Here is a 22,994-nt window from a genome sequence, read left to right as displayed (position 1 = left end):
TTTTAATAAAATGTATTCACCTTCATTATGATATAATAAATTATGGAGGTGGATACAAAAAATGGATATTATTCTTAAACCAAAACAATTTTGCATGACTATTATGGTTACTATAATTCTTTACTTCTTTCTAAATTATAGTTTCAATATAAAATTTTCTATATGCTTATCGTTTTTAACTATCTTAATATGGGCTGTAGACTCTGTTGAAAAAACTGTAGTTGCACTAGTCTTTGTAATATTAGCTTTTATTTTTAATATTGCACCTTTGAAAGTCATTTTACAATTTTTATTTACAGAAAATTTTTATATAATAATCCTTGCTTACATAATTACTAATGCAGTTGCAAAGACAGGTGTTGCAAAAATTATTTCTGAAAAATTAATTTTAAATACTGTAGATACCCCTAAAAAAATGATTTTTTTATCATATATTTTAGGTGTATTATTAATATTTTTCATACCACAGCCATTTCCAAGAGTCATTCTTGTGTCAGCTTTTTATAAAGAATTTTTTAAAGAACAACACTTAGCTGATGATTCAAAATCTATACTTCTCTTTAGTATATTTACAGCATCTACATTTACATCAATGTTTTTTGTAAATGGAGATACTCTTTTAAACTATGTAGTCCTAGAACTTGGAAATTGTAATATAAACTGGGGGCAGTGGGCTTTTTATATGTCTGTTCCAACTATAATCACTTGTTTTATAACTTATTTTTTATTTATAATTGTTTTTAAAAAAGAATTATCTTTAATAAAATTTACTTCTTATGATAATCTTAATTCTAATAAATTTCAATTTTCATATTCTAATCTAAAAAAAGAATTTTGTTTATTAAGTGATGAACAAAAACATGTATTTTTATGTTTAGGAATAATGTTTTTTATGTTCTTAACTCAATTTATTCATAATTTAAATACACTAATTATAATGTCTATTTGTGTACTTCTTTTGTTGTTAAAAGGAATAATTGGTTTTAGTACTTTAAAAGAAATAAATTGGAAAGTTCTCATTTTTTTTGTAGCAGCGTTTTCAATTGGAGGAGTACTAAAGTATTCTGGAGTTGTTGATATAATGGGAAACTATTTAATAAAATTAATTCCAAACTCTTCAAAAACTATTTCAATATTATTTTTAATAACCCTGACAATAATACTGAATATATGCCTTGGAAGTGCTGTCACTACATCCTCTGTGGTGATACCATTACTTGGAAGTTTACATATATTGAAAGAAAATAGTATTGTTCTTTGCCTTTTTGTTTATATTGTAGTAAGTATACAATACATATTGCCTTTTCATCATGCAACAATAATGGTTGGACATGGTGAGAATCTATATAATAGTAAGGTTATTTTTAAGTATGGTTTGACTTTAATTCCTTTAACCTATTTTATAATAATCTGTATAACCTTCCCTTGGTGGAGATTTATAGGTCTAGAAGTTTAACAAAGATGAAAATATGAATTTTCTTTTTAATAATTTAGAACATTATTATCTTAAGTTAATTCATATTTTCATCTTTTTTATAAAAATCTATTTATAAAATTGCATAAAAACTAATTTTTTATTCTAAAATTAAATGTTATTTGTTTTGCTACCTTTTCCAAAAGTATTTTCCCAATCTTCTATAAACTTATCAACACTCCAATCTGTCAATGGATGATTCATCATGGATTTACAAATATCATATGGCACTGTAACACTGTGTACTCCACACTTCATTAATTCTATAACCTGTTGTGCATTTTTAAAACTAGCAGCAAGTACCTTTGTATCCATATTATAAGTATCTATTATTTTTATAAGCTCTGAAACCACAGATACACCATCCCCAGATATATTATCAAGTCTGTTTACATAAGGTGCAACATAATTTGCTCCAGCTTTTGCAGCTAAAAATCCCTGATGAGCAGTAAATATTGCAGTGGCAGTTATTTTTATTCCTTTTTTATGAAGGTCTTTTATAGCTCTTAAACCATCTTGTGTTACAGGTATTTTCACATATATGTTTTCTCTCAAACTACTTATATATAATGCTTCATCTAATATATCTTCATACTTTGTACTTAATACTTGAGCATGTATAGGCATATCTTCACCTATAATTTCACCAATCTCACTTATAAGTTGCTTAAAATTCTTTTTTTCCTTTGAAATAATACTTGGATTTGTTGTTACACCATCAACTGGTAAATAAGTACTTAGCTCTTTAATTTCCTCTATGTTACCTGTATCTAAGATTAGTTGCATTAAAATATCCCCCTTTAAACTTTATTTTTTTATTTTATTTATTCTTATTATATATTGGTTTGGTATTATTTTCAACTTTTTTATTATTGTTTTTTATGTTTTTTTATTGTTTGATTCTGTTGTATATTTTTATAATTTCTTTATTTATTAAGTTTTAAATAAACTATTAAGAATAATATACTTTTTATATTAAATTAATGTTGTATTCCATATTAAAATAGTTGATATTTTATCTTTTATCTTATAATATTTACTATAATACTATATTCAGGAAAAGAGGTAAAAGATGTTTGCGGAAGAAAGGATTCAAGCTATATTAAATATCCTAAAAAAAGAAGGAAGAGTTACTGTAAAAGAACTCAGTTCAAAATTTAATGTTACTGAAGATTGTATAAGAAAAGATTTAAAAAATATAGAAAAAATTTCTTCGATACGAAGAATTTATGGTGGAGCTGTACTAGTCAGAGAAACCCTTGAAAACCAAGATACAAAAGATAGAAAAGAAATTAATATACCAACAAAAAAAATAATAGCAGAAAAAGCATTTAATCTAATTTCAGATAGAGAAACTATATTTTTAGATATATCTACAATCAATATATTGTTGGCTAAACTGTTAGCTGAAAGCAATAAGAAAGTAACATTGGTCACAAATATGCTAGATATACTAAATGTAGTTACTTCAAAGCCCAATAATTTAAATGTAATTTCTACTGGTGGTTTATTAAATCTTAGCTTAGATGGATTTGTTGGTACTCCGACAATAGACTTTATATCAAGATATAAATTTGATAAAACTTTTATGGGCAGTTGTGGTATAGATGCATTTAATTCTTCTCTTACAACATTTGAAATTGAAGATGGACTTACAAAAAAAGCTATAATAAATTCAAGTAAAAAAGTATTTATAGTTATGGAAGATAAAAAATTTAAATTTGATGGAAACTTTAAATTTGCTCATTTAGAAGACATTAGTTCTATAATTACAGAAAAATCACCTACTCCTGACATAGTAAATACTTTATCAGAATTTAATGTGAATGTTTTATAAACTTAATGATATATTTTTCAAATAGATTAAAAAGATAAACCATTATTTTGTAAATATCCTTAAAAGCCTTAATTCTATATGATTACAGCAATAATCAAATTTAATATTTAAAATTTTAAAATTGATATGATTTAAATACAACATACTTGAAATAGACTTTCTAAATATAATACAGTTATTTTTAGAAAGTCTATTTCTTCTGTAAAACCTTTTATAGTATTTCTTATCTAAGAACTATTATTGACAATAGTACCTAAATCTATAGACAAAACTTTATTTCATTTCATCTTTCATTTGCTTTTCTAAATCTTTTGCAAATTTCTTTTGCTCATATCTTTCCATCATTTCATCTTTCTTCATTTCTAGGTTTACCATAGCACCTTGAGCGTCATCTTTTAAGTCTTCAGCAGTATTTTTCATTACATAAGCTGTCTTTTTAGCACCTTCTTTTAAATCTTCTTTCATGTTTTTCATATCTCTTTTAAGTCTATCCATCAAAACTACCTCCTCTGTAAATATAATACTTCCTACAGTTATTTTTCCCAAAATGTATATATTTATTTGCTCTATCAAGTATAATTTTTAAGTTATTAAATGTAATTTAAGACTATCTGAATATATAACTTTTAATAAAGATTACCTATTTTTCGTTTTAAAATAAAAATAACATCAAGCATATATACTCTATGCTCGATGTTATTTCTTAAATTCATTGCATTTAATTGTTGGGAATTACTATAATGATGATTTAATTGGAGGATATTAGGTTATATCATCATTATAGCTTGGTGTTATTTTATGGTTTAAAATTTTTTATTTCTATTTACATAATACATTTTTAGTATGAATTTTTTATGATTTTACAATGAACTATTATTGAAACTTCTACTTTTTAATGTAGAAAATACTATATATGTAAAGATATTGTATTGCACATCAGCATTTAATTTACAAAATTATCCAATATAAACTGATAGAAGAATAATCTTCTGTTGGCTTATTTTTAAATTATTACCATCCCTTTTTTCTTGCTGTTTTTTTCTTTTTAGTAATCGTTAATACACTAGTTTCTTTCTTTTTGCCAGCAAGGATAATTCCAGAAATCAATAAAATGAACAGCAGTACAATTAAAGCAGGAAAAATACGATAAGTATATCCATACTCTGCACTACAATTAGAATCCATTAAAATCATACTTACTTTAATCGGATAATAATTTAATAATGTTCCTTCAAAAGTTCCAAAATATCCATACACAAAAGCAAGTGCAACACCACCCAAAAAGTTATTTACTGAACAACAGAAAAGTAAGATAATGGGTAAAACAGCAATGTATACAAAAATGTTTGCTCCGATAATATGAATAAACATATTAATGATATTGCCAAAACCTACTCCTGGAAATCTAGCAATTATATTGATTACTAACGCTATAACACATCCTATAAAACTGAAATAAATTGTTAAGAGTAGTAGCACAAGTAATTTGCTGGAAAGTAGTTGTTTGTAAGGAATAGGAATTGTTAATAGGTTTTTTATGGTATCGTCTGTATATTCCCGTGTTATGATATATCCAGCAATCAATGTAATAATAATCGGGAAGAAAAGGGTACAATTACTAGTCATAACCTGTTGCATGAAATATTCAAATGTCCATGATTGTCCACCACTAGCTGTTGAATAAAATAATGACAGTAGTGGAGAAAGTGTTGTCATAATAATTCCAGCCTTTATTACAGAATATCGTTTTAATTTCAAAAATTCAACTTTTACTATATTTTCCATATATATTACCTCGTCCATTTTTTGTAGAATCGAACTATCAGCCATAAGAAGATAGTAACAGTAATCACCATGAGTAAAACTGTATGGCTAGTGGTTGGTACAATATCGTATGCTTCTGGTAAAAGATTATCTTTTTGCAGATTATTCATCATGGAACCGCTCGCCCAGTTCATAACACATATAACTGGAAAGAAATTTAAAAAAGTGATTTTAGAAGCACTTATGGAGGTTCCCACAGTCCCCAATATTCCCCAGTTGAAAATAGAATAGAAAAATGCAAGCAAGATGGACAATAAAAATGTTTTGTTAAAATAAATAATCAGAAAAACAATTGGTAAAGAAGCCGCTACAATAAGCACAGCAAAAACTAAACTCATCATTAACTTATAGGACATACCATAAACCATTCCTGCATGAAACAAACTGGAAAACAATGCAACTGATAAGGTATTTATTAGGCAAAAAGCAATTCCAAAAATAAATAACATATAGATTTTTGCCATGATAAGTTGCGTATTTGCAATAGGTATTGTCCTGATATTTTTTGAAGTATTACAGTCTCTTTCTATAAAGAAAAGAATAGCTGCAATAATACCAATTAAACAAGGCAGTAAAAAAACCAATCCATAACCTAACATCATTGTATAGACATAATCAAATCTTGTTTGAAGATAATGTTCTGTCATATCTGTGTTTGTTCTGGATTTTGCCATATATGTTAAAATTAAGGGAAAGAATAATGATAATGACAAAAGTGCGTATAATAACTTTTTGCGTTTTAACTTCCAAAATTCACATTTTATAAGTTTAAGCAATTACCTCACCTCTGGTTACTCGTTTGAAGTAGTCTTCAAGGGTCTCTTCGCAAGTATGTGCTTCAAAAACCTCTAATCCATTCTCTACAAACGAAGTTACAATTTTTCCAACAGATAAATCAAGATTATGCAGTCTTAAATTGTGGTCATCTTGAATTGTAAAGTGCTGCCCATGGAATATGTGTTCCAAAACTCTTCCTGCCTGTGCTGTATCAGAAATCGTAAAATGAATATATTTGTTGCTTTTCTGTTCCAGTTCAGATAGACTTTCTTCTTCCAATAATACTCCATGGTCGATAATTCCTATATCATCAGCCAGCAGAGCTATTTCTGATAAAATATGACTGGAGATTAAAATGGTCTTTCCTCTTTTTTTACATAGGTCATGGATAAATGAGCGTATTTCTGCAATTCCAATAGGGTCAAGACCGTTAATTGGTTCATCCAAAATCAATAATTCTGGCTCGTGCATAATAGCAAGGGCAATCGCTAGTCTTTGTTTCATTCCCAGAGAATATTGAGAAAACAGCTTTTTGTCTTTATAGGGAAGACCTACTAAATCCAAAGCATTTTTGATAGCGTTCCGGTTTTGAATTCCACGTAAAGTAGCAAAAATACACAGATTTTCCGTAGCAGTCAGGTTCGGATAAAAACCAGGCGATTCAATCAGACTTCCTATGTGTGGCAGCAATTTTTTTTCATTGTCTTTTAAGCATTTTCCAAAAATCTTCACTTCACCAGAAGTAGGCTGTGTTAATCCAAGCAACATTTTCATTGTGGTAGTTTTTCCTGCTCCGTTTCTACCAAGCAGACCGTAAATTCTCCCTTTCTGTACATGGATGTTCAGGTCAGCAACACTTTTTTGTGAACCATACTGTTTTGTAAGATTTTTCGTTTCAATTATGTATTTGTTCATATACATTCCCCCTATTCTGATTCCCATTATAACACTCTAATCTTACATTAATCTTGCTAGAACCTTGCATTAACCTTGCAATTTATCCAAAAAATCCCTCTCAAATTTCTTCTTCAGCAGGGAATAACTCATATTCAGTTCCAGTCTGCCTGTATAAATGCTCAATGAGATAACCAAAATCTACCTTATCCAGCGCTAGATTTTGCCCATCCTCTAAGTAAGATGCCTTGTATCTTCGGTATCTAAAAATGACTGTAACACGGCTCTAAAACCCATTTAATCAAAAGCCATCAATGAAGCCCATTCAATGATGTTCTTTACTTCCTGCTGACTTTTCAAGGATAAGCAAAATCCAATAGAAAAAGGACGCAGATTTCAAAAATGCGTCCTTTTTCTATCATAATATTCAGTTTTATATAATCACACTGTCTGTCTGCTGTCTGCAAAGCCTTGATTTTGCTAATTTTCTACTACCATCCTTATCAAAACTCGTAAATACAGGCTATGCTGACATTTTCCAACTTATGAAAAGATACTCTATATATGTTTTAAAGCTAATTTTTAAATTCAACCGTAAATACTACAGAGTTTTCCTTATTTTTTATACTGTATTCAAACCCATGAGTTTTAAAAATTTGACTGACTATATAAAGACCAAGACCACTTCCTCCAGTTTTTCTTGAACGAGATTTTTCTATTCTATAAAATGGATTAAATATCTCTTCTAAGTAACGTTTCTCTATAGTTACACCAGTATTTTCAATTTCTAAAATAACTCTTTGATTAGAAGTTTTTTTGTTTATTCGATTGTTTTTATCATAAAGTCTAATTATAAGGTCTGAGCCTTCAGGAGAATATTTTATAGCATTATTTATTATATTATTAATTGCTTTAGTTATTCTCTCTTGGTCTGCCTTAATTTCTAGGTTTTCTTCTATTTTTAGAATAGTTTTCATATGTTTTTCTTCTATTAAAAATACTTGTCTTTTTACCAGTCTATTTAAAAGTTCACTTATATTTATTGATACTAATTTTAAATCTTTTTCTAGTATTTCTGATTTTGAAACCTCTATCATCTCATTTACTAAATCTTTTAGCTCTTGTGTACATTCATATGATTTTTTCAAGTAAGTATCCCTATCTTTATACTTACCTACACTATAAATCATTCCTTCAATTTGACCACTTATTATGGTTATTGGAGTTTTTAATTCATGTGATATCGTTGCAACAAAATCCTTTCTTCTATATTCCTGTTCTCTTTCACTCTCTATTATATTTATAAGAGGCTTTGTTATTACGATTGAATATATATATGCTCCAATAATTGCTATTAATATCGCTATTGATATAATGTATGGCATTAACTTTCTTATGACTTCATTTGCTTCGTCAATTGGCTGTAATGGCATAACAAGTTCTAAACTATATGGCCCGTCTTTTGAGTCTTTTGTATATATAGGTATAGATGTTCTATACTCATCTTCAATACTATTAATCATATACTTACTATATCTTAAAATAACTACTTCATTTTTACCATATACAATTTTTCCTTGGTTGTCTTTTAGTAAAATAGCAAGGTTTTGGTCTTTAGCCATATAATAGAGTCTTTCTTCTAAAGTATATGTATCAAAGTGAATTGAACTATCTACTAGAGATTTTAAGCTTTCTTGAAGAGACTCAATTTTATACTCATGATAATATGATGGCAATAAAAAATATAAAATTAGGTATATTATTAAAGCTAATGCTATTAATAATGATGTTGTTATGGAAAATAATTTATACTTTATACTTAATTTTTCCCACTTATCAAATATCCTTCTCAAGTGTATACCCTATTCCTTTTACAGTTTTAATATATGGTAATGATATTTTTTTTCTTATATTTTTTATATGTGCATCAACAATTCTAGTATCTCCATAATAATCATAACCCCATATACTATCTAAAAGACCTTCCCTAGTTATAACCTGTGGATATTTTTCTATCAAAGCTTTCAATATATTAAATTCTTTTAATGTAAGTTCTATAGGCTCTCCATCTATTTCAGCAATATATGTGTTTAAATCTAACTTTAATTTTTCAAAAACTATAAACTTATCATTTATCGTTTTGTTGCTTCTTCTCAAGATAGCTTCTACTCTTTTAATGAGAAGATTAAATGAAAATGGTTTTGTTATATAATCATCGCATTCTAAGTCAAATCCCTTAAGTTGATCTCCTTCATCGTTTAAAGCAGTCAAAAATATAATTGGAACACTTGATGATTTTCTTATCATTTTACAAACTCCATAACCATCTAAGTTTGGCATCATTATATCTAATATTACCAAGTCATAACTTCCTTGCTTAAATTTTTGTATACCTTCTAATCCATCATTTGCTGACTCAACCTGATAGCCTTCTGCACTTAAAAACTCTGATATTAATTCTTGTATGTTTGAATCGTCTTCGATTACAAGTATTGACGAGTTCATCCTATCAATCCTTTCTATTTTAAAATTTCTTATATTACTTATATTTTATCTCATTGTTGTGAATTTTACATGAAAAAAGAACTATCTTAATTTGTAAATTAATCCTTTTAATTAAAGATAGCTCTTTTAAATACATTTTTACTTAATTTATTATTCTAATTTTTTTTATATGCTTTGAAATTTTTAAGTCTAAGCGCATTTGAAACTACCGAAACTGAACTTAAACTCATGGCTGCTGCTGCAATCATTGGATTTAAAAGAGGTCCTCCAAATATATACAATAATCCTGCTGCTACAGGTATACCAATTGTATTATATCCAAATGCCCAAAATAAGTTTTGCTTTATGTTTTTTATAGTTTCATTACTAAGTTTAATCGCAGTTGGAACATCCATTAAATCACTCTTCATAAGCACTATATCTGCAGACTCAATTGCTACATCTGTTCCACTTCCTATTGCTATTCCTATATCAGCTTTTGCAAGAGCTGGTGCATCATTTATTCCATCTCCTACCATTGCAACAAACTTACATTGATTTTGTAATTTTTCAACTTCTTTTGATTTATCTTCTGGTAAAACCTCTGCTAATACCATATCTATACCTACTTGACTTGCTATAGCATTTGCAGTCTTAACATTATCTCCAGTTACCATTGCAACTTTTATTCCCATATCATGAAGAATATCTATTGCTTTTTTACTACTTTCTTTAACCACATCTGCAACTGCAATTATTCCTGATAAATTTCCATCTACAGCAATATACATAGGTGTCTTACCTTGACTTGCTAGTATATTAGATTTTTCCTCTAAATCTTTAAGGTTAATATTATTGTCGTTCATAAGCTTTCTATTTCCAAGTAATATATTTTCATTATTTATAGTAACTTGTATACCAGCACCTGGTATAGCTTTAAAGTTATCAACTTTTTCAATCTGTATATTTTTCTCTTCTCCATATCTAACTATTGCTTCTCCTAGAGGATGTTCTGAACCTTTCTCTGCACTTGAAGCAATCTTAATTAGGTATTCTTCTTTCACATTATTTAATACAATATCTGTTACTTTTGGTTTTCCTTCTGTTATTGTACCTGTTTTATCAAATATTACTGTATTTACTTCGTGAGCAGATTCTAGTGCTTCCCCACCTTTTATCAGTATTCCATTTTCTGCACCTTTTCCAGTTCCAACCATTATAGCAGTTGGTGTAGCCAATCCTAATGCACAAGGGCAAGCAATTACAAGTATTGATATGAATATAGTAAGTACAAATACTATATCTTTTCCACCCACTAAAAACCACAATAATGATGATACTATAGCTATTGCAATTACTATTGGTACAAAATATCCAGAAACAGTATCAGCAAGTTTAGCAATGGGTGCTTTTGTACCCTGTGCATCTTCAACTAATTTTATTATTTGAGCAAGAGCTGTATCTCCACCAATTTTTTCAGCTTTAAATTTAATAACACCATTTTTATTTATACTAGCTCCTGTAACTTTACTTCCAATATTTTTTTCTACTGGTATACTTTCACCTGTAAGCATAGATTCATCAACTGATGTATATCCCTCTATTACAACTCCATCTACTGGTATTTTAGTCCCTGGTTTTACTAGTATTATATCTCCTATTCCAACTTCTTCTATAGGAGTCTCTATTTCTTTACCATCAACTATTACTATTGCAGTTTTAGGTTGTAGCCCCATAAGTTTTTTAATTGCTTCTGATGTTTTTCCTTTTGATTTTGATTCTAAATATTTACCAAGTAATATAAGTGCTATTATTATTCCTGCACTTTCATAATACAACTGATGATGGTGCATACCCTGAATTTGTCCATTTGCTATTTGTACTGTTGTATATAGACTATATAAAAATGCTGCCAAGGTACCAATTGCAACCAAAGAATCCATATTAGGACTTAAAGAAAAAAGTGCTTTAAACCCATTTATATAAAATTTATATCCAGCTATCATAACTGGGATTACTAAAATCAATTGAACTAATGCATAATTTAAAGTATTTGTCATAGGATTTAGAATTTCTGGTAAAGGCCATGGTCCTATAGGTTTTATTATCATAGGACCCATTGCTATATAAAACAAAGGTACTGCAAATACTATTGCAACTATGAATTTAATAAATAAAGTATTCATTTCTTTTTCTTTTCTTAATTTATCTTCATCTACATCAACTTTATTTTTTACTTCTTCTATTGGTTTATAACCAGCTTTTTCTATAGCTGCTTTTATCTGAGATAATTTTACTTTTGATGGATTATAGTCTATATTAGCTTTATCAGTTGCAATATTTACACTAATACTTTCTACTCCATCCAATTTTTTTACTACTCTCTCTACAGCTTTTGCACAGGCTGCACATGTCATTCCATCAATTTTCATATCAATTTTTTTATTACTTTCTTCCTTTATAATTCCATATCCAGCTTTTTCTACAACCTGCTTTATGTCATCAAAGCTAACTTTAGAATTGTCATATTCTATCTTAAGTTTTTCAGTAGCTATGTTTACGCTTTGGTCATATACTCCATCTAATTTCTTAGTTACTCTTTCTACTGCCTTTGCACAAGCTGCACATGTCATACCTGTGATTTTATAATTTTCTACTATTTTATTTGAACTCATAATAAACTCTTCCTCTCTTTCAATATATTTTCAATTAATTTGTATATTTTATTTTGATATGTAATATTGATAAATTCTTTATTTGGAAATCTATAGTATTTATTATACCCCCTATAGGTATATTTAATCAATATTTTTTTAATAAATAAATTTAATTTAGTTATATTTATTTGTATTTAATAAAAAAGTATACTCATAATTAAATATGTACATAAAAAGAGAGCAAATAAATTGCTAAATACTTACTCAATTTATATGCTCTCTTTTATATAATTTATTTTCTACTGTAGTTTTTTCTTACATGTATAGTTTATTTCTTACATGCTTCAAAAAATTCTTCCTCTGTTTCTCTTATTTCAAGCTCATTATCTATTATTCCTACAGCTTCTTTTTTAAATGCTCTACATTGACCTATACAACCAGTCTTCACATTTTCTTCTCCAACTAAAGTTTTTAGCTTATTTACATCCACATTTGAACAGTTTGGGCATACTCTTATCATATTTAAGTTCCTCCTAATTAATGTCTAATTAATACAGTTATACCCAAATATAAGCTTTGTAATTTTTTTTTTACAATAAATTATTTCCATGCATTCCATTTTATAGTAATTTTATTATTACATGTATGGGGGTATTTGCTGTTTTTTTACTATCTCCAACTCTTTAACTTCTATAAACTTAACTACATTTACTTTGTAGTTTTCTTTAGATTTTATATATAAAACATCTTCTTCTATTTTTTTACCCTCAATAAACTTTTTAGAACATCTTAAAAGTTCTTCAAAATTATCTACTTCCTCTTTTATGAAAGTATCACTTTCACTTGTAAAATATTTAATGATTATTTTAGTTACTTCCAATATATATCATCCTCTACTTTTAAATTAGTATGTTCATTTATAAATTTATTATTTGTCTAAAAATTTTTTTTAAACAAAATAAATTTATATATTTGAAATCAACATTTTTACCTAATTTAAATTATATTAATGCATTTTAATCTATTTTTCCTTGTACCTAACAATATATTGTGATATAATTAATAAGTTATTTTAATCGAAGGGAGCAACAAAAATGTCACAAAAACATAAAATTATAAATATCGCAGTTATTGCCCACGTTGATGCAGGAAAATCAACACTAGTTGATGCTTTCCTTTCTCAAAGTGGTGTTTTTAGAGAAAATGAAGTAGTTAAAGACTGCGTTATGGACAGTAACGACCTTGAGAAAGAAAGAGGCATAACTATATATTCAAAAAACTGTGCAATAAACTATCAAGACTATAAAATAAATATAGTTGATACACCAGGACATAGCGACTTTTCTTCTGAAGTTGAACGTGTTATGAAAACTGTTGACACAGTTATTTTACTAGTTGATGCAAGCGAAGGCCCAATGCCTCAAACTAGATTTGTTTTACAAAAATCTTTAGAGTTCGGTTTAAAACCAATACTATTTATCAATAAAATTGATAAAAAAGACCAACGAGCGGAAGAAGTAGTTAATGAAGTTTTCGATTTATTTGTAGACTTAAATGCAACAGACGAACAATGTGAGTTCCCTATAATATATGGAATAGCTAAACAAGGTATAGCTAAACTTGAAATGGATGATGACAGTGAAGACCTATCTCCACTATTTAAAACTATTGTAAATCATGTTGAAGCTTATCCTGATTACGACAATGAATCTCTACAATTCCAAATATCAGCTCTTGCATATGATGATTATGTAGGTAGACTTGGTATAGGTAGAATCTATAAAGGAACACTTAAAAGCAATGAACAAGTTGCTATTTGTAGAGAAGGTTCTGTTGTATCTAGAGGAAAAGTATCAAGACTTTCTGTATATGAAGGTTTAAAACAAGTTGAAGTGAATGAAGCTACTAGTGGAGAAATAGTTGTTATATCTGGTATTCCTGATATATCTATAGGAGAAACTCTATGTGATTTAGATAATCCACTTCCTATGGAAATGATAAAAATAGAAGAGCCTACTCTTTCTATGAACTTCTTAGTAAATGATTCTCCATTTGTTGGAAAAAGTGGTAAATTCGTTACAACTAGACATTTAAAAGACAGACTTGAAAAAGAACTTGAAGTAAATGTAGGACTTAAAGTTGAACCTCTTGATACTACTGATGGATATAAAGTTTCTGGACGTGGAGAACTTCATTTATCTATACTTCTTGAAAATATGAGACGTGAAGGTTATGAAGTTGGTGTTTCTAAGCCTGAAGTTTTAATGCATAAAGAAGATGGAAAGTTAATGGAACCAGTAGAAAGAGTTATTGTAAACTGTCCAGAAGTTTATTCAGGTACTATTATAAATGAATTGAACATGAGAAAAGGTATGATGGAGTCTATGTCAATAGAAGGAGACTATGTAAAAATAGAATTCTTAGCTCCTACTCGTGGTCTTTTAGGATATAGAAGTGAGTTTATAAATGCTACTCGTGGAGAAGGTACTCTAGTTCGTTCATTTGAAAAATTTGAAGAATTTAAGGGTGAAATACCTTCAAGAGGAAATGGTGTCTTAATAGCACAAGGGCCTGGTGTTACTATGGGATATTCTCTTAATGCTTTAAGTGATAGAGCTACGATGTTTGTAGACCCTGGTGTAGAAGTTTATGAAGGCATGATAATTGGTATGAATTCTAGAAAAGATGACATGGTAGTTAATCCTTGTAAAAACAAGAAAATGAGTAACGTACGTGCTTCTGGTTCAGATGATGCTATAAAATTATCACCTCCTAGAATATTCACTCTTGAGGAAGCATTAGAATTTATAGAAGATGATGAATTAGTTGAAATCACACCAGATTCTATAAGACTTAGAAAAAGATTATTAAATGAACATGATAGATTAAGATATAATAAGTCTAGACAAGGTAAATAAATTCTAATATCTATTTACTAAATAGCCATATAATACTTAAAGATATATTTTCTTTATAGTGTTATATGGCTATTTTTATTTAAGAGTTATATTTATTCAACATTTATATAATTAGCTGCTTGAACAGCTGCGATAGCACCATCTGAAGCTGCTGTTATTATTTGACGTAAAAACTTCGTTCTATTATCTCCTGCTACATATACACCTTCAACTGATGTTGTGCAAGACTCATCTGAAACTATATACCCACCTTCATCTAACTCAAGTACATTTTCAAACATTTTATTGTTAGGTTTAAGTCCTATAGCAATGAAAATACCACTTACATCTATAGTTCTTTTCTCCTCAGTTTTTAAGTCTTTTACTTCTATTCTTGATACTGTCTTTTCACCTTCTATTTTTTCTACACCATGACTATAAAGTATCTCAATATTTTTTCTTGCCTTTACTGACTTTTCTAATACTTCTTCACCTCTAAAATCATCTCTTCTGTGAATTAAGTACACTTTTGTACAATTATTAGCTAAAAATAAAGCATCTTCTAATGCAGTATTTCCTCCACCAACTATTGCAACTTCTTTATTCTTAAAAAAGGCTCCATCACATGTTGCACAATAAGATACTCCTTTACCTGTAAACTCTTTTTCTCCAACACATCCTAATTTACGTCTTTCGACTCCATTTGCAAGGATAACAGCCTTTGCTTTATGTTCTCCTGATGCTGTTTTAACAATTTTTACTTTACCTTCTAAACTTATCCTTTCTACTTCATCAAACTGAATATCAACACCCTGATCGACTGCTTGATTATATATGTTAGTAGAAAACTCTATACCAGAAATTTTTTGAACTGCTGGATAATTTTCTACCTCAGATGTACTTGCAACTTGACCTCCATAAATACTTTTTTCAAAGACTGTTACACTTAAACCAGCTCTCATAGCATAAATTGCTGAAGTTAAACCTGCTGGTCCAGCACCAATTACAATAATATCTACCATGACAATTTACCTCTCTTTATATTATTATTTCTTATATATTATTCTCATTATTCTTATACTTTACTATTATTATCCATATATACTATAAACAAAACATTATTTTTGTTAGTTTATAGAAAGGATTAATTTAAAAACTGATAGCTATAAATAAAGTATTATTTTTTATATTTTAACTTTATTTATTTATATGTTAACTTTATTTAATAAATATATAAAAAAACTGTAAATAAAAAGTAATTTTTACTTACAGTTCTACTTATTTATATAATTTAAAACCTTATTGGTTATCATTTACAGTGTCTTCTAATATATTGCTTTCTGATATATATGATAGAATTGAAAGTCCATACATAACCAAAACTAATGCTGCTGTTATAAGTACTATTCCCATATTTAATACCTCCTTTTGTTTACAGTATACTCTTATTATGTGAAATACTTGTGAATTTAATTTGAACATATTTGTAATTTTACAATAGTATTTTTTTTCAAATTAAAAATTATATACTTTTATTAATTCAAGTACAATTAATCGTTTAAATATTAACGCTATTTATCTATATTTATATGATATACCATATAATTACATTTTTCAAATTAAAGTTTTGTAAACTTTTTTTGTAATATGGTGTAACATAAAATTTTAATATTACAGATATGTAACTCTTATCTTCTAATTAATTTTTATTAAAATCCACTTCATTTCTATGAAAATTCAAGTTTTTATAGATTTAAAAAGGTTAAAAAAATATTCTGTATATAAGTCAATTTGATTACAGTTTTTTTACATTTCAAAAAATATTTTTTCCAAATTTTTATATTAATACTTGACTTTGTCTGTTTTATATTCTAGAATAATTAATAATATTAAGAATATTGAAAGGCTTTGATTAGGAAGAGTAAATCTGAATCGGTTACCAGAGAAGGAAACTATTAGCTGAAAAGTTTCTTTAACTAGAAAGATTGAAAACTACCTATGAGCTTCTATCTGAAGTTATCTTATGATTTTAGTAAGAATAGACGTTTTACTACTTACGTTAAAGTATCAAGTGGATTTTTTAAAATCAATTTGGGTGGAACCGCGGGAAACAGATTCTCGTCCCTTTTTTAGGGATGAGGGTCTTTTTTTATTACCTAAATTCAGTTTTTAAAATATTCTGTATCTAGTTTAATTAGCTAATTAAAAATTTAAAATATATGGAGGATTATAGAAATGTATTATTCAAGTACAAGAGGCACCAAAGAAAAAGTAACTGCATCACAAGCAATAATAAAAGGAATTTCAAACGATGGTGGTCTTTATGTTCCAAGTGAATTTCCAAATGTAAAAAATGAACTTATAGATTTAGTAAATTTAACGTATTCCCAAATAGCATTTTTTGTACTTAGTAAATTTTTATGCGATTTTACTGAATCTGAGATTAAAGATTGTATAACAAATGCATATGACGAAAAATTTGATTGCACTAGTATAGCTCCATTAAATAAAGTAAATGATGCTTATTTCTTAGAATTATATCATGGTCCAACTTTAGCATTTAAGGATATGGCACTTACTATAATGCCTCACCTTCTTAAAACATCTATTAAAAAAGATAATTTAGAAAAAGATGTTGTAATTCTTACTGCTACATCTGGAGATACAGGAAAAGCAGCACTTGAAGGTTTTAAAGATATAGACAAGATAAAAATAATTGTATTCTTTCCAGAAGATGGTGTAAGTGCAGTGCAAAAACTTCAGATGAAGACTCAAACTGGAAAAAATACATATGTAGTTGGTATAAAAGGAAATTTTGACGATGCACAATCTGGTGTAAAGAAAATTTTCTCTAATAAGGAATTTAATGAAAAACTATTAGATAGTAATTATATCTTATCTTCTGCTAATTCAATTAACATAGGAAGACTTCTTCCTCAAGTTGCATACTATTTTTATTCATATATGAAATTGGTAGATAGTGATGAAATAAAGTTAAATGACAAAATAAATTTTGTAGTCCCAACTGGTAACTTTGGTAATATTTTAGCTGGATATTATGCTAAACAAATGGGACTTCCAATAAATAAATTGATATGTGCATCAAATGACAACAATGTACTTTATGACTTCTTTAAAACTGGTATATATGATAAAAATAGAGCATTGAAATTGACTTCTTCACCTTCTATGGATATATTAATTTCAAGTAATTTAGAAAGATTATTATTTGAAATATCAAATAGAAATACTGAAACTGTAAGCAGACTTCTATCTAATCTTAGTGAAGATGGAGTTTATAAAATAAATGAAGATATGAAAAAGAATCTGGCTTCATTCTATGGTGAATATTCTAATGAGGAAGAAGTTAAAAACACGATAAATAATATTTTTAAAAATTACAATTATTTAATCGATACTCATACTGCTGTTGCATATAATTGTTATGAAAAATACAAAAAAGAAACTTCTGATGATACAAAAACTGTTGTTGTAAGTACTGCAAGCCCATTTAAGTTTTCTGAAGATGTTTTAAAATCTATAGACTCCAATTTTGGAAATCTTGATGATTTTGCCATAATAGATAGATTATCAAATATTGCTAAGGTAGATATACCAAAACCTATTAGAAATCTTCAAAATGCAGAAATACTACATAAAGATATTTATGAAAAGGATGAATTAAAAATAGCTATAGAAAAATTTTTAAAGGTATAGGTGATTATTATGTTAGAAATTATAGTTCCTGCAACAAGTGCAAATATAGGTCCAGGATTTGATTGTCTTGGAATTGCTTTAAATATATATAATAAATTTTATGTTGAAGAAATTGAAAATGGTCTTGAAATAGAAGGTTGCGAAGATGCCTACAAAAATGAAAATAATTTAGTTTATACATCTATGAAATACTTCTTTGATAGAGTTAAGCCAGCTAAAATACCTACTGGTATCAAAATAAAAATCCAAAGTGATGTCCCTATATGTAGAGGTCTTGGTAGTAGTGCCTCTTGTATAGTTGCTGGCGTTATAGCTGCAAATGCTCTATCAAATGCTAATTTAGATAAATGCCAGTTGTTAAATATAGCTTCAGAAATAGAGGGACATCCAGATAATGTTGCTCCTGCTATTTTAGGTAATATGGTTGTTTCTGTTACTGATAATGACAATATACACTACGATATTATAGAAATCCCTAATGAACTCAAATTTTGTGCAATGATACCTAATTTCAAACTGTCAACTGAAAAAGCTAGAGGTGTTTTACCAAAAGAAATACCATATTCTGATGGAGTGTTTAATGTTAGTAGAGTCGCTTTACTTGTGTCTGCACTGTTAAACAAAAACTTTGAGCTTCTTAAAGTAGCTTGTCAAGATAAATTGCATCAAGATTATAGGGGTACTTTAATTGAAAACTACAGTGATATTGTTAAAAAATCTGAACAATTAAATAGTATTGGCGTATTCTTAAGTGGAGCTGGGCCTACTATAATGGCTTTAATAAAAGAAAATGATGATAATTTCGTGCATAATATGAGAGATTATCTATCAAACTTAAAATCTAATTGGGAAATAAAAGAGTTGTGTTGTGATTCTAAAGGAGCAGTTTTAAATATTCTATAATTATTGTCTCACATATAAAATATAACTACTCTTTTATTATAATTTGTAGTATAATAATTAGGACTAGGTAATAATATTAAGTATTATAATCTAGTTCTTTAAACATGTTTACATTGAGGAGGGATTATCATAAAAGAGTTAATAATTGGAGATTTAGTTGCAAAAGTTCCTATAATTCAAGGTGGAATGGGCGTTGGTATATCTAGATCATCACTTGCTGGTGCTGTTGCTAAGCTTGGTGGTGTTGGTGTAGTTTCTGGAGTTCAAATTGGTTATGATGAGGAAGATTTTGAGACTAACACTATAAATGCAAATTTAAGAGCTATAAAAAAACATATTTCCAGAGCAAAAGAAATTTCAAATGGTGGCATTATTGGCATTAATTTCATGGTCGCTATGAAAGAATATGAAACATATGTAAAAGAAGCTGTTAAAGCTGGTGTAGACCTTATAATATCAGGGGCTGGACTTCCTAATAAACTACCATCTTTAGTAAAAGGAAGTAATGTAAAAATAGCACCTATAGTTTCTACTGCAAAAGCTGCTAGTGTAATCTTAAAAATGTGGGATAGAAAAGAGAAAACTACTGCTGACTTAATAGTTGTTGAAGGTCCAAAAGCTGGTGGTCATCTTGGATACTCTAATGAGGAGCTTGATAACATAGATTCTATAGACTATGATAAAGAATTTGTTGAGATATTAAAAGTTGCAAATAATTATGGAGAAAAATTTGGCAAGAACATTCCAGTTGTTGCTGCTGGTGGCATAACTTCTAGTAGTGATGTAAAAAAATATATTGATATGGGAGCAAGTGGTGTACAAGTTGGTACGAGATTTGTTGCTACTTATGAGTGTGATGCACATGAAAACTTTAAAATGGCGTATATAAATGCTACAGAAGAAGATGTACACATAGTTAAAAGTCCTGTAGGTCTTCCTGGACGTGCTATAAGAAATAAATTTATAGAAGATGTTAAAACTAATCGTCCAGAGATAAAAAAATGTTACAACTGTTTGATTCCTTGCAATCCAAAAGAAACACCATACTGTATTTCTCAAGCATTAATTAATGCTGTTAAAGGAGATGTGGAAAATTCACTTTTATTCTGTGGCAATAATGCGTATAAAATTGATAAGTTAAGTTCTGTTGAAGATGTTATCAATGAATTAATTTCTGAATTATAATTTGAAAATTTACAAATTAAATTTTTATTAAGCTAAGGATTTTTAAATATGTTACTAATCAATCTATATTAACATATTTATATCCTTAGCTTATTTATATTCTCATCTTTATTTTTATTAAGATACTATATAAATATAATTTACACCATTATTAATAGTATATTTCAAAATTTCACTTGCTCTTACTTAATTTATTTTCCAATCAATTGTAGAAAATTTCATGTATAAAAACTCAATCACTTATATATCATAATTAAATTTTCTTTGCTTTCTATAATACTGCTTACTGATATAACCCTATCATTGCATATTATTTAATCTTCTTTTACAAGTACATTTGTTATCTCAGCTACATATAGAGTGTGATAATCTTTTTGTGGATACCATCTTCCATCTATCTCTTCATCAATAAAACATTGTGGGTCAATTTTTTGGCAGTGCATTTTTTTACATATAATAGCCAACTTTGCCTCTTTAAAATAAGGTGTATCATTCAAATATTCTATATTAAATCCTATTTTAGATATTTTATCCTCTCCCCTACCAGATACTTTACCACAATAAGAAAGTTCTTCACGAAAATCTTCATCAAAAAAAGTAAGAGAAAATGTATCTGTATTATCTATAAATTCTTTAGTATAACGTTGTGGTCTTATTACTACAAAAGCAACATTTTTTCCCCACATAACTCCAAGTCCACCCCAACTAGCAGTCATTGTATTTACTTTACCTTCTTTTTCAGCTGTTATCAATGTCCAGTCTTTACCTATCAACTTAAATGGATTACTTTTAATTTCTTCTGACATAATCTCTTTAAATTCACTCATACCTCTAATAACCTCTCATTCTATTATATTGATAATACTTTTATTTTCATTATAAATTATTACTAGAATTTACTTTGAAAAATAAAGTATTTTTTATTAAACATATTATAAAGGAGTAAGGATATAGATACCTATTCATTTTCTAATATATTTAATATTTTCACTCAGAGTATATATATACTTTATCTAAGTTAAATATGACTGTTATGTTTTACATGTAAATTATGACAAAAATATCATTTGACTAAATCAAAACTTGATTTATATACCTGGAAAAGGTATTATATTAAAGAGTGCTTAAAATACTTCTTTTGTATATAGGCATGTATAAAATAATAAATAAGGAGAGTGATGAGCAATGGATACTAGTCCGTTGCGGAGAGAATTTTTTACAATTTCATCACTTAATAATATCTAACTTTAAAACTAATACAGATATTCAGTTATATAAATTAGTTAATTAATAGATACTATTAAATGATGAGATTTATATAAAACTGAATAAAGGATGTGTTGCCATGATAAGATATTACAAAACTATAGATTCAAAATTAGAGAAACTTAGTTTTTTTGAAGATGGTTGTTGGATAAATCTTGTTGAACCTAATCATAGTGAAATCAACGAAATTTCTAATTTATTAAATATAGATGTAGAAAGCATAGAATCTGCACTAGATGAAGAAGAGCGCTCAAGAATAGATGTTGAAGACAATCATACTCTTATACTTATAGATATACCAGTAGACGAAAGTGACTCTAATTCTTCTCATTATACTACAATACCCTTAGGTATTATAATAACTCAAGAAGCTATTATAACAGTTTGTAATGCACAAACTAAGATTTTAAATGACTTTATAGTTGGTCATATTAAAGATTTTTTTACATTTAAAAAAACTCGCTTCTTGCTTCAAATTCTTCATAAAAATGCAGCTTATTACTTGCATTACTTAAGAAAAATAAATAAAATGACAATCATAATAGAGCGAGAAATTTACAAATCTATGAAAAATAAAGAACTAGTACAACTATTGGAATTAGAAAAGTCTTTGGTATACTTCTCTACCTCTTTAAAGTCCAATGAATTGGTCTTAAACAAGATGGTTAGAACTGCTGGTATAAAGAAATATCCAGATGATGAAGACCTCTTAGAAGATGTTATAGTCGAAAATAGACAGGCTCTTGATATGGCTAAAATCTATGGAGATATATTGAGTAGAATTATGGATGCTTTCAGTGCAATTATAAGTAATAATCAAAATAATGTTATGCAATTTTTAACAGTAGTTACACTAATTTTCTCAATACCTACAATAATATCAGGATTCTTTGGTATGAATGTTATCAATATGCCATTTTCTGATAACCCAAATGGATTTTGGATAATTATGCTCATTACTTCTATAATATGCATAATAATTACATTTTTTATGTCAAGAAACAAGCTATTATAAAATATTAATAAGAAAAAGCCATTAGAGTTAATTAATTTACATTTACTCCAATGGCTTTTATTTA

The 22,994-nt window shown here is 27.8% G+C and carries 19 protein-coding genes and 1 other annotated feature; of the genes, 7 read left to right on the top strand and 12 right to left on the bottom strand.

Features of this window, described 5'->3' with window-relative positions; all coding sequences use genetic code 11:
- The first annotated feature begins 61 nt into the window (after positions 1–61).
- Positions 62–1,456, top strand: coding sequence for an SLC13 family permease (locus IC173_RS05985; protein ID WP_227855295.1), 1,395 nt, complete (start codon positions 62–64; stop codon positions 1,454–1,456).
- 129 nt (positions 1,457–1,585) lie between these two features.
- Here IC173_RS05985 and fsa read toward each other — a convergent pair whose 3' ends face one another.
- Complete coding sequence (fsa, locus tag IC173_RS05980) at positions 1,586–2,260, bottom strand: fructose-6-phosphate aldolase (protein WP_227434759.1); 675 nt, start codon at positions 2,258–2,260, stop codon at positions 1,586–1,588.
- A gap of 286 nt (positions 2,261–2,546) precedes the next feature.
- On the opposite strand from fsa, the gene IC173_RS05975 reads away from it, so the two are divergent.
- The gene (locus IC173_RS05975) at positions 2,547–3,311 is read left to right on the top strand and encodes a DeoR/GlpR family DNA-binding transcription regulator (protein WP_227855294.1); all 765 of its coding nucleotides are present in this window, start codon (positions 2,547–2,549) and stop codon (positions 3,309–3,311) included.
- Between the two features lie 273 nt (positions 3,312–3,584).
- Here the strand turns inward: IC173_RS05975 and IC173_RS05970 are convergent, their stop codons facing one another.
- The 9 genes from IC173_RS05970 to IC173_RS05930 all read right to left on the bottom strand — a co-directional run bounded on the left by IC173_RS05970 (position 3,585) and on the right by IC173_RS05930 (position 12,827).
- Positions 3,585–3,806, bottom strand: coding sequence for a hypothetical protein (locus tag IC173_RS05970; RefSeq protein WP_227434761.1), 222 nt, complete (start codon positions 3,804–3,806; stop codon positions 3,585–3,587).
- Between the two features lie 516 nt (positions 3,807–4,322).
- Positions 4,323–5,096 carry an ABC transporter permease gene (locus tag IC173_RS05965; protein ID WP_227855293.1) on the bottom strand — a complete coding sequence of 258 codons (774 nt, stop codon included), beginning with the start codon at positions 5,094–5,096 and terminating at the stop codon, positions 4,323–4,325.
- Between the two features lie 5 nt (positions 5,097–5,101).
- Complete coding sequence (locus tag IC173_RS05960) at positions 5,102–5,911, bottom strand: ABC transporter permease (RefSeq protein ID WP_227823999.1); 810 nt, start codon at positions 5,909–5,911, stop codon at positions 5,102–5,104.
- A complete protein-coding gene (locus IC173_RS05955; protein ID WP_227855292.1) occupies positions 5,904–6,827 on the bottom strand; it encodes an ABC transporter ATP-binding protein in 924 nt (307 codons plus the stop codon). The genes IC173_RS05960 and IC173_RS05955 overlap by 8 nt, the downstream gene beginning before the upstream one ends.
- 554 nt (positions 6,828–7,381) lie before the next feature.
- Positions 7,382–8,659, bottom strand: coding sequence for a sensor histidine kinase (locus IC173_RS05950; protein WP_227434764.1), 1,278 nt, complete (start codon positions 8,657–8,659; stop codon positions 7,382–7,384).
- Positions 8,643–9,311, bottom strand: coding sequence for a response regulator transcription factor (locus tag IC173_RS05945; protein ID WP_227434765.1), 669 nt, complete (start codon positions 9,309–9,311; stop codon positions 8,643–8,645). Before IC173_RS05945 ends, IC173_RS05950 begins: the two co-directional genes overlap by 17 nt.
- A gap of 155 nt (positions 9,312–9,466) precedes the next feature.
- Positions 9,467–11,965: a heavy metal translocating P-type ATPase gene (locus IC173_RS05940; protein WP_227855291.1), complete on the bottom strand. Its 2,499-nt coding sequence runs from the start codon at positions 11,963–11,965 to the stop codon at positions 9,467–9,469.
- Between the two features lie 310 nt (positions 11,966–12,275).
- The gene (locus IC173_RS05935) at positions 12,276–12,467 is read right to left on the bottom strand and encodes a DUF1450 domain-containing protein (RefSeq protein WP_227434767.1); all 192 of its coding nucleotides are present in this window, start codon (positions 12,465–12,467) and stop codon (positions 12,276–12,278) included.
- Between the two features lie 117 nt (positions 12,468–12,584).
- Complete coding sequence (locus IC173_RS05930) at positions 12,585–12,827, bottom strand: hypothetical protein (RefSeq protein ID WP_227482560.1); 243 nt, start codon at positions 12,825–12,827, stop codon at positions 12,585–12,587.
- A 214-nt stretch (positions 12,828–13,041) separates the two neighbouring features.
- Between IC173_RS05930 and typA the strand changes: the two genes are divergently transcribed.
- Positions 13,042–14,865: a translational GTPase TypA gene (gene typA, locus IC173_RS05925; RefSeq protein ID WP_227434769.1), complete on the top strand. Its 1,824-nt coding sequence runs from the start codon at positions 13,042–13,044 to the stop codon at positions 14,863–14,865.
- Positions 14,866–14,957: 92 nt separating this feature from the next.
- Here the strand turns inward: typA and trxB are convergent, their stop codons facing one another.
- On the bottom strand, positions 14,958–15,866 hold the full coding sequence (gene trxB, locus IC173_RS05920) for a thioredoxin-disulfide reductase (RefSeq protein ID WP_227434770.1): 909 nt from the start codon (positions 15,864–15,866) through the stop codon (positions 14,958–14,960).
- A gap of 877 nt (positions 15,867–16,743) precedes the next feature.
- Positions 16,744–16,973: a binding site (T-box leader), on the top strand.
- Between the two features lie 106 nt (positions 16,974–17,079).
- Between trxB and thrC the strand changes: the two genes are divergently transcribed.
- The 3 genes from thrC to IC173_RS05905 all read left to right on the top strand — a co-directional run bounded on the left by thrC (position 17,080) and on the right by IC173_RS05905 (position 20,649).
- Positions 17,080–18,561 carry a threonine synthase gene (gene thrC / locus IC173_RS05915; protein WP_227434771.1) on the top strand — a complete coding sequence of 494 codons (1,482 nt, stop codon included), beginning with the start codon at positions 17,080–17,082 and terminating at the stop codon, positions 18,559–18,561.
- A gap of 9 nt (positions 18,562–18,570) precedes the next feature.
- A complete protein-coding gene (gene thrB, locus IC173_RS05910) occupies positions 18,571–19,464 on the top strand; it encodes a homoserine kinase (RefSeq protein ID WP_227434772.1) in 894 nt (297 codons plus the stop codon).
- Positions 19,465–19,590: 126 nt separating this feature from the next.
- Entirely contained in the window at positions 19,591–20,649 is a 1,059-nt protein-coding gene (locus IC173_RS05905; protein WP_255606541.1) for an NAD(P)H-dependent flavin oxidoreductase, read from the top strand.
- Between the two features lie 314 nt (positions 20,650–20,963).
- On the opposite strand, the gene IC173_RS05900 is transcribed toward IC173_RS05905, so the two are convergent.
- A complete protein-coding gene (locus IC173_RS05900) occupies positions 20,964–21,476 on the bottom strand; it encodes a flavin reductase family protein (protein WP_227434773.1) in 513 nt (170 codons plus the stop codon).
- Positions 21,477–21,994: 518 nt separating this feature from the next.
- On the opposite strand from IC173_RS05900, the gene IC173_RS05895 reads away from it, so the two are divergent.
- Positions 21,995–22,930 (top strand): magnesium transporter CorA family protein, encoded by a 936-nt coding sequence (locus IC173_RS05895; RefSeq protein WP_227434774.1) that lies wholly within the window; start codon positions 21,995–21,997, stop codon positions 22,928–22,930.
- Positions 22,931–22,994: the final 64 nt, after the last annotated feature.

Origin of the sequence: Clostridioides sp. ES-S-0048-02 (assembly GCF_020658495.1) — a bacterium.
GTDB lineage: Bacteria > Bacillota > Clostridia > Peptostreptococcales > Peptostreptococcaceae > Clostridioides.
The sequence above is the reverse complement of the archived record's forward strand: the minus strand, read 5'-3'. Positions and strand labels throughout refer to the sequence as shown.

What these genes read in the sequence shown, in the direction of transcription:
- IC173_RS05975 (WP_227855294.1), top strand. Translation starts at nt 2,547, where the DNA reads ATGTTTGCGGAAGAAAGGATTCAAGCTATATTAAATATCCTAAAAAAA.
- IC173_RS05945 (WP_227434765.1), bottom strand. Translation starts at nt 9,311, where the DNA reads ATGAACTCGTCAATACTTGTAATCGAAGACGATTCAAACATACAAGAA.
- IC173_RS05895 (WP_227434774.1), top strand. Translation starts at nt 21,995, where the DNA reads ATGATAAGATATTACAAAACTATAGATTCAAAATTAGAGAAACTTAGT.
- trxB (WP_227434770.1), bottom strand. Translation starts at nt 15,866, where the DNA reads ATGGTAGATATTATTGTAATTGGTGCTGGACCAGCAGGTTTAACTTCA.
- fsa (WP_227434759.1), bottom strand. Translation starts at nt 2,260, where the DNA reads ATGCAACTAATCTTAGATACAGGTAACATAGAGGAAATTAAAGAGCTA.
- IC173_RS05900 (WP_227434773.1), bottom strand. Translation starts at nt 21,476, where the DNA reads ATGAGTGAATTTAAAGAGATTATGTCAGAAGAAATTAAAAGTAATCCA.
- IC173_RS05940 (WP_227855291.1), bottom strand. Translation starts at nt 11,965, where the DNA reads ATGAGTTCAAATAAAATAGTAGAAAATTATAAAATCACAGGTATGACA.
- IC173_RS05935 (WP_227434767.1), bottom strand. Translation starts at nt 12,467, where the DNA reads ATGATAAGAGTATGCCCAAACTGTTCAAATGTGGATGTAAATAAGCTA.
- IC173_RS05965 (WP_227855293.1), bottom strand. Translation starts at nt 5,096, where the DNA reads ATGGAAAATATAGTAAAAGTTGAATTTTTGAAATTAAAACGATATTCT.
- typA (WP_227434769.1), top strand. Translation starts at nt 13,042, where the DNA reads ATGTCACAAAAACATAAAATTATAAATATCGCAGTTATTGCCCACGTT.
- thrB (WP_227434772.1), top strand. Translation starts at nt 18,571, where the DNA reads ATGTTAGAAATTATAGTTCCTGCAACAAGTGCAAATATAGGTCCAGGA.
- IC173_RS05955 (WP_227855292.1), bottom strand. Translation starts at nt 6,827, where the DNA reads ATGAACAAATACATAATTGAAACGAAAAATCTTACAAAACAGTATGGT.
- thrC (WP_227434771.1), top strand. Translation starts at nt 17,080, where the DNA reads ATGTATTATTCAAGTACAAGAGGCACCAAAGAAAAAGTAACTGCATCA.
- IC173_RS05970 (WP_227434761.1), bottom strand. Translation starts at nt 3,806, where the DNA reads ATGGATAGACTTAAAAGAGATATGAAAAACATGAAAGAAGATTTAAAA.
- IC173_RS05985 (WP_227855295.1), top strand. Translation starts at nt 62, where the DNA reads ATGGATATTATTCTTAAACCAAAACAATTTTGCATGACTATTATGGTT.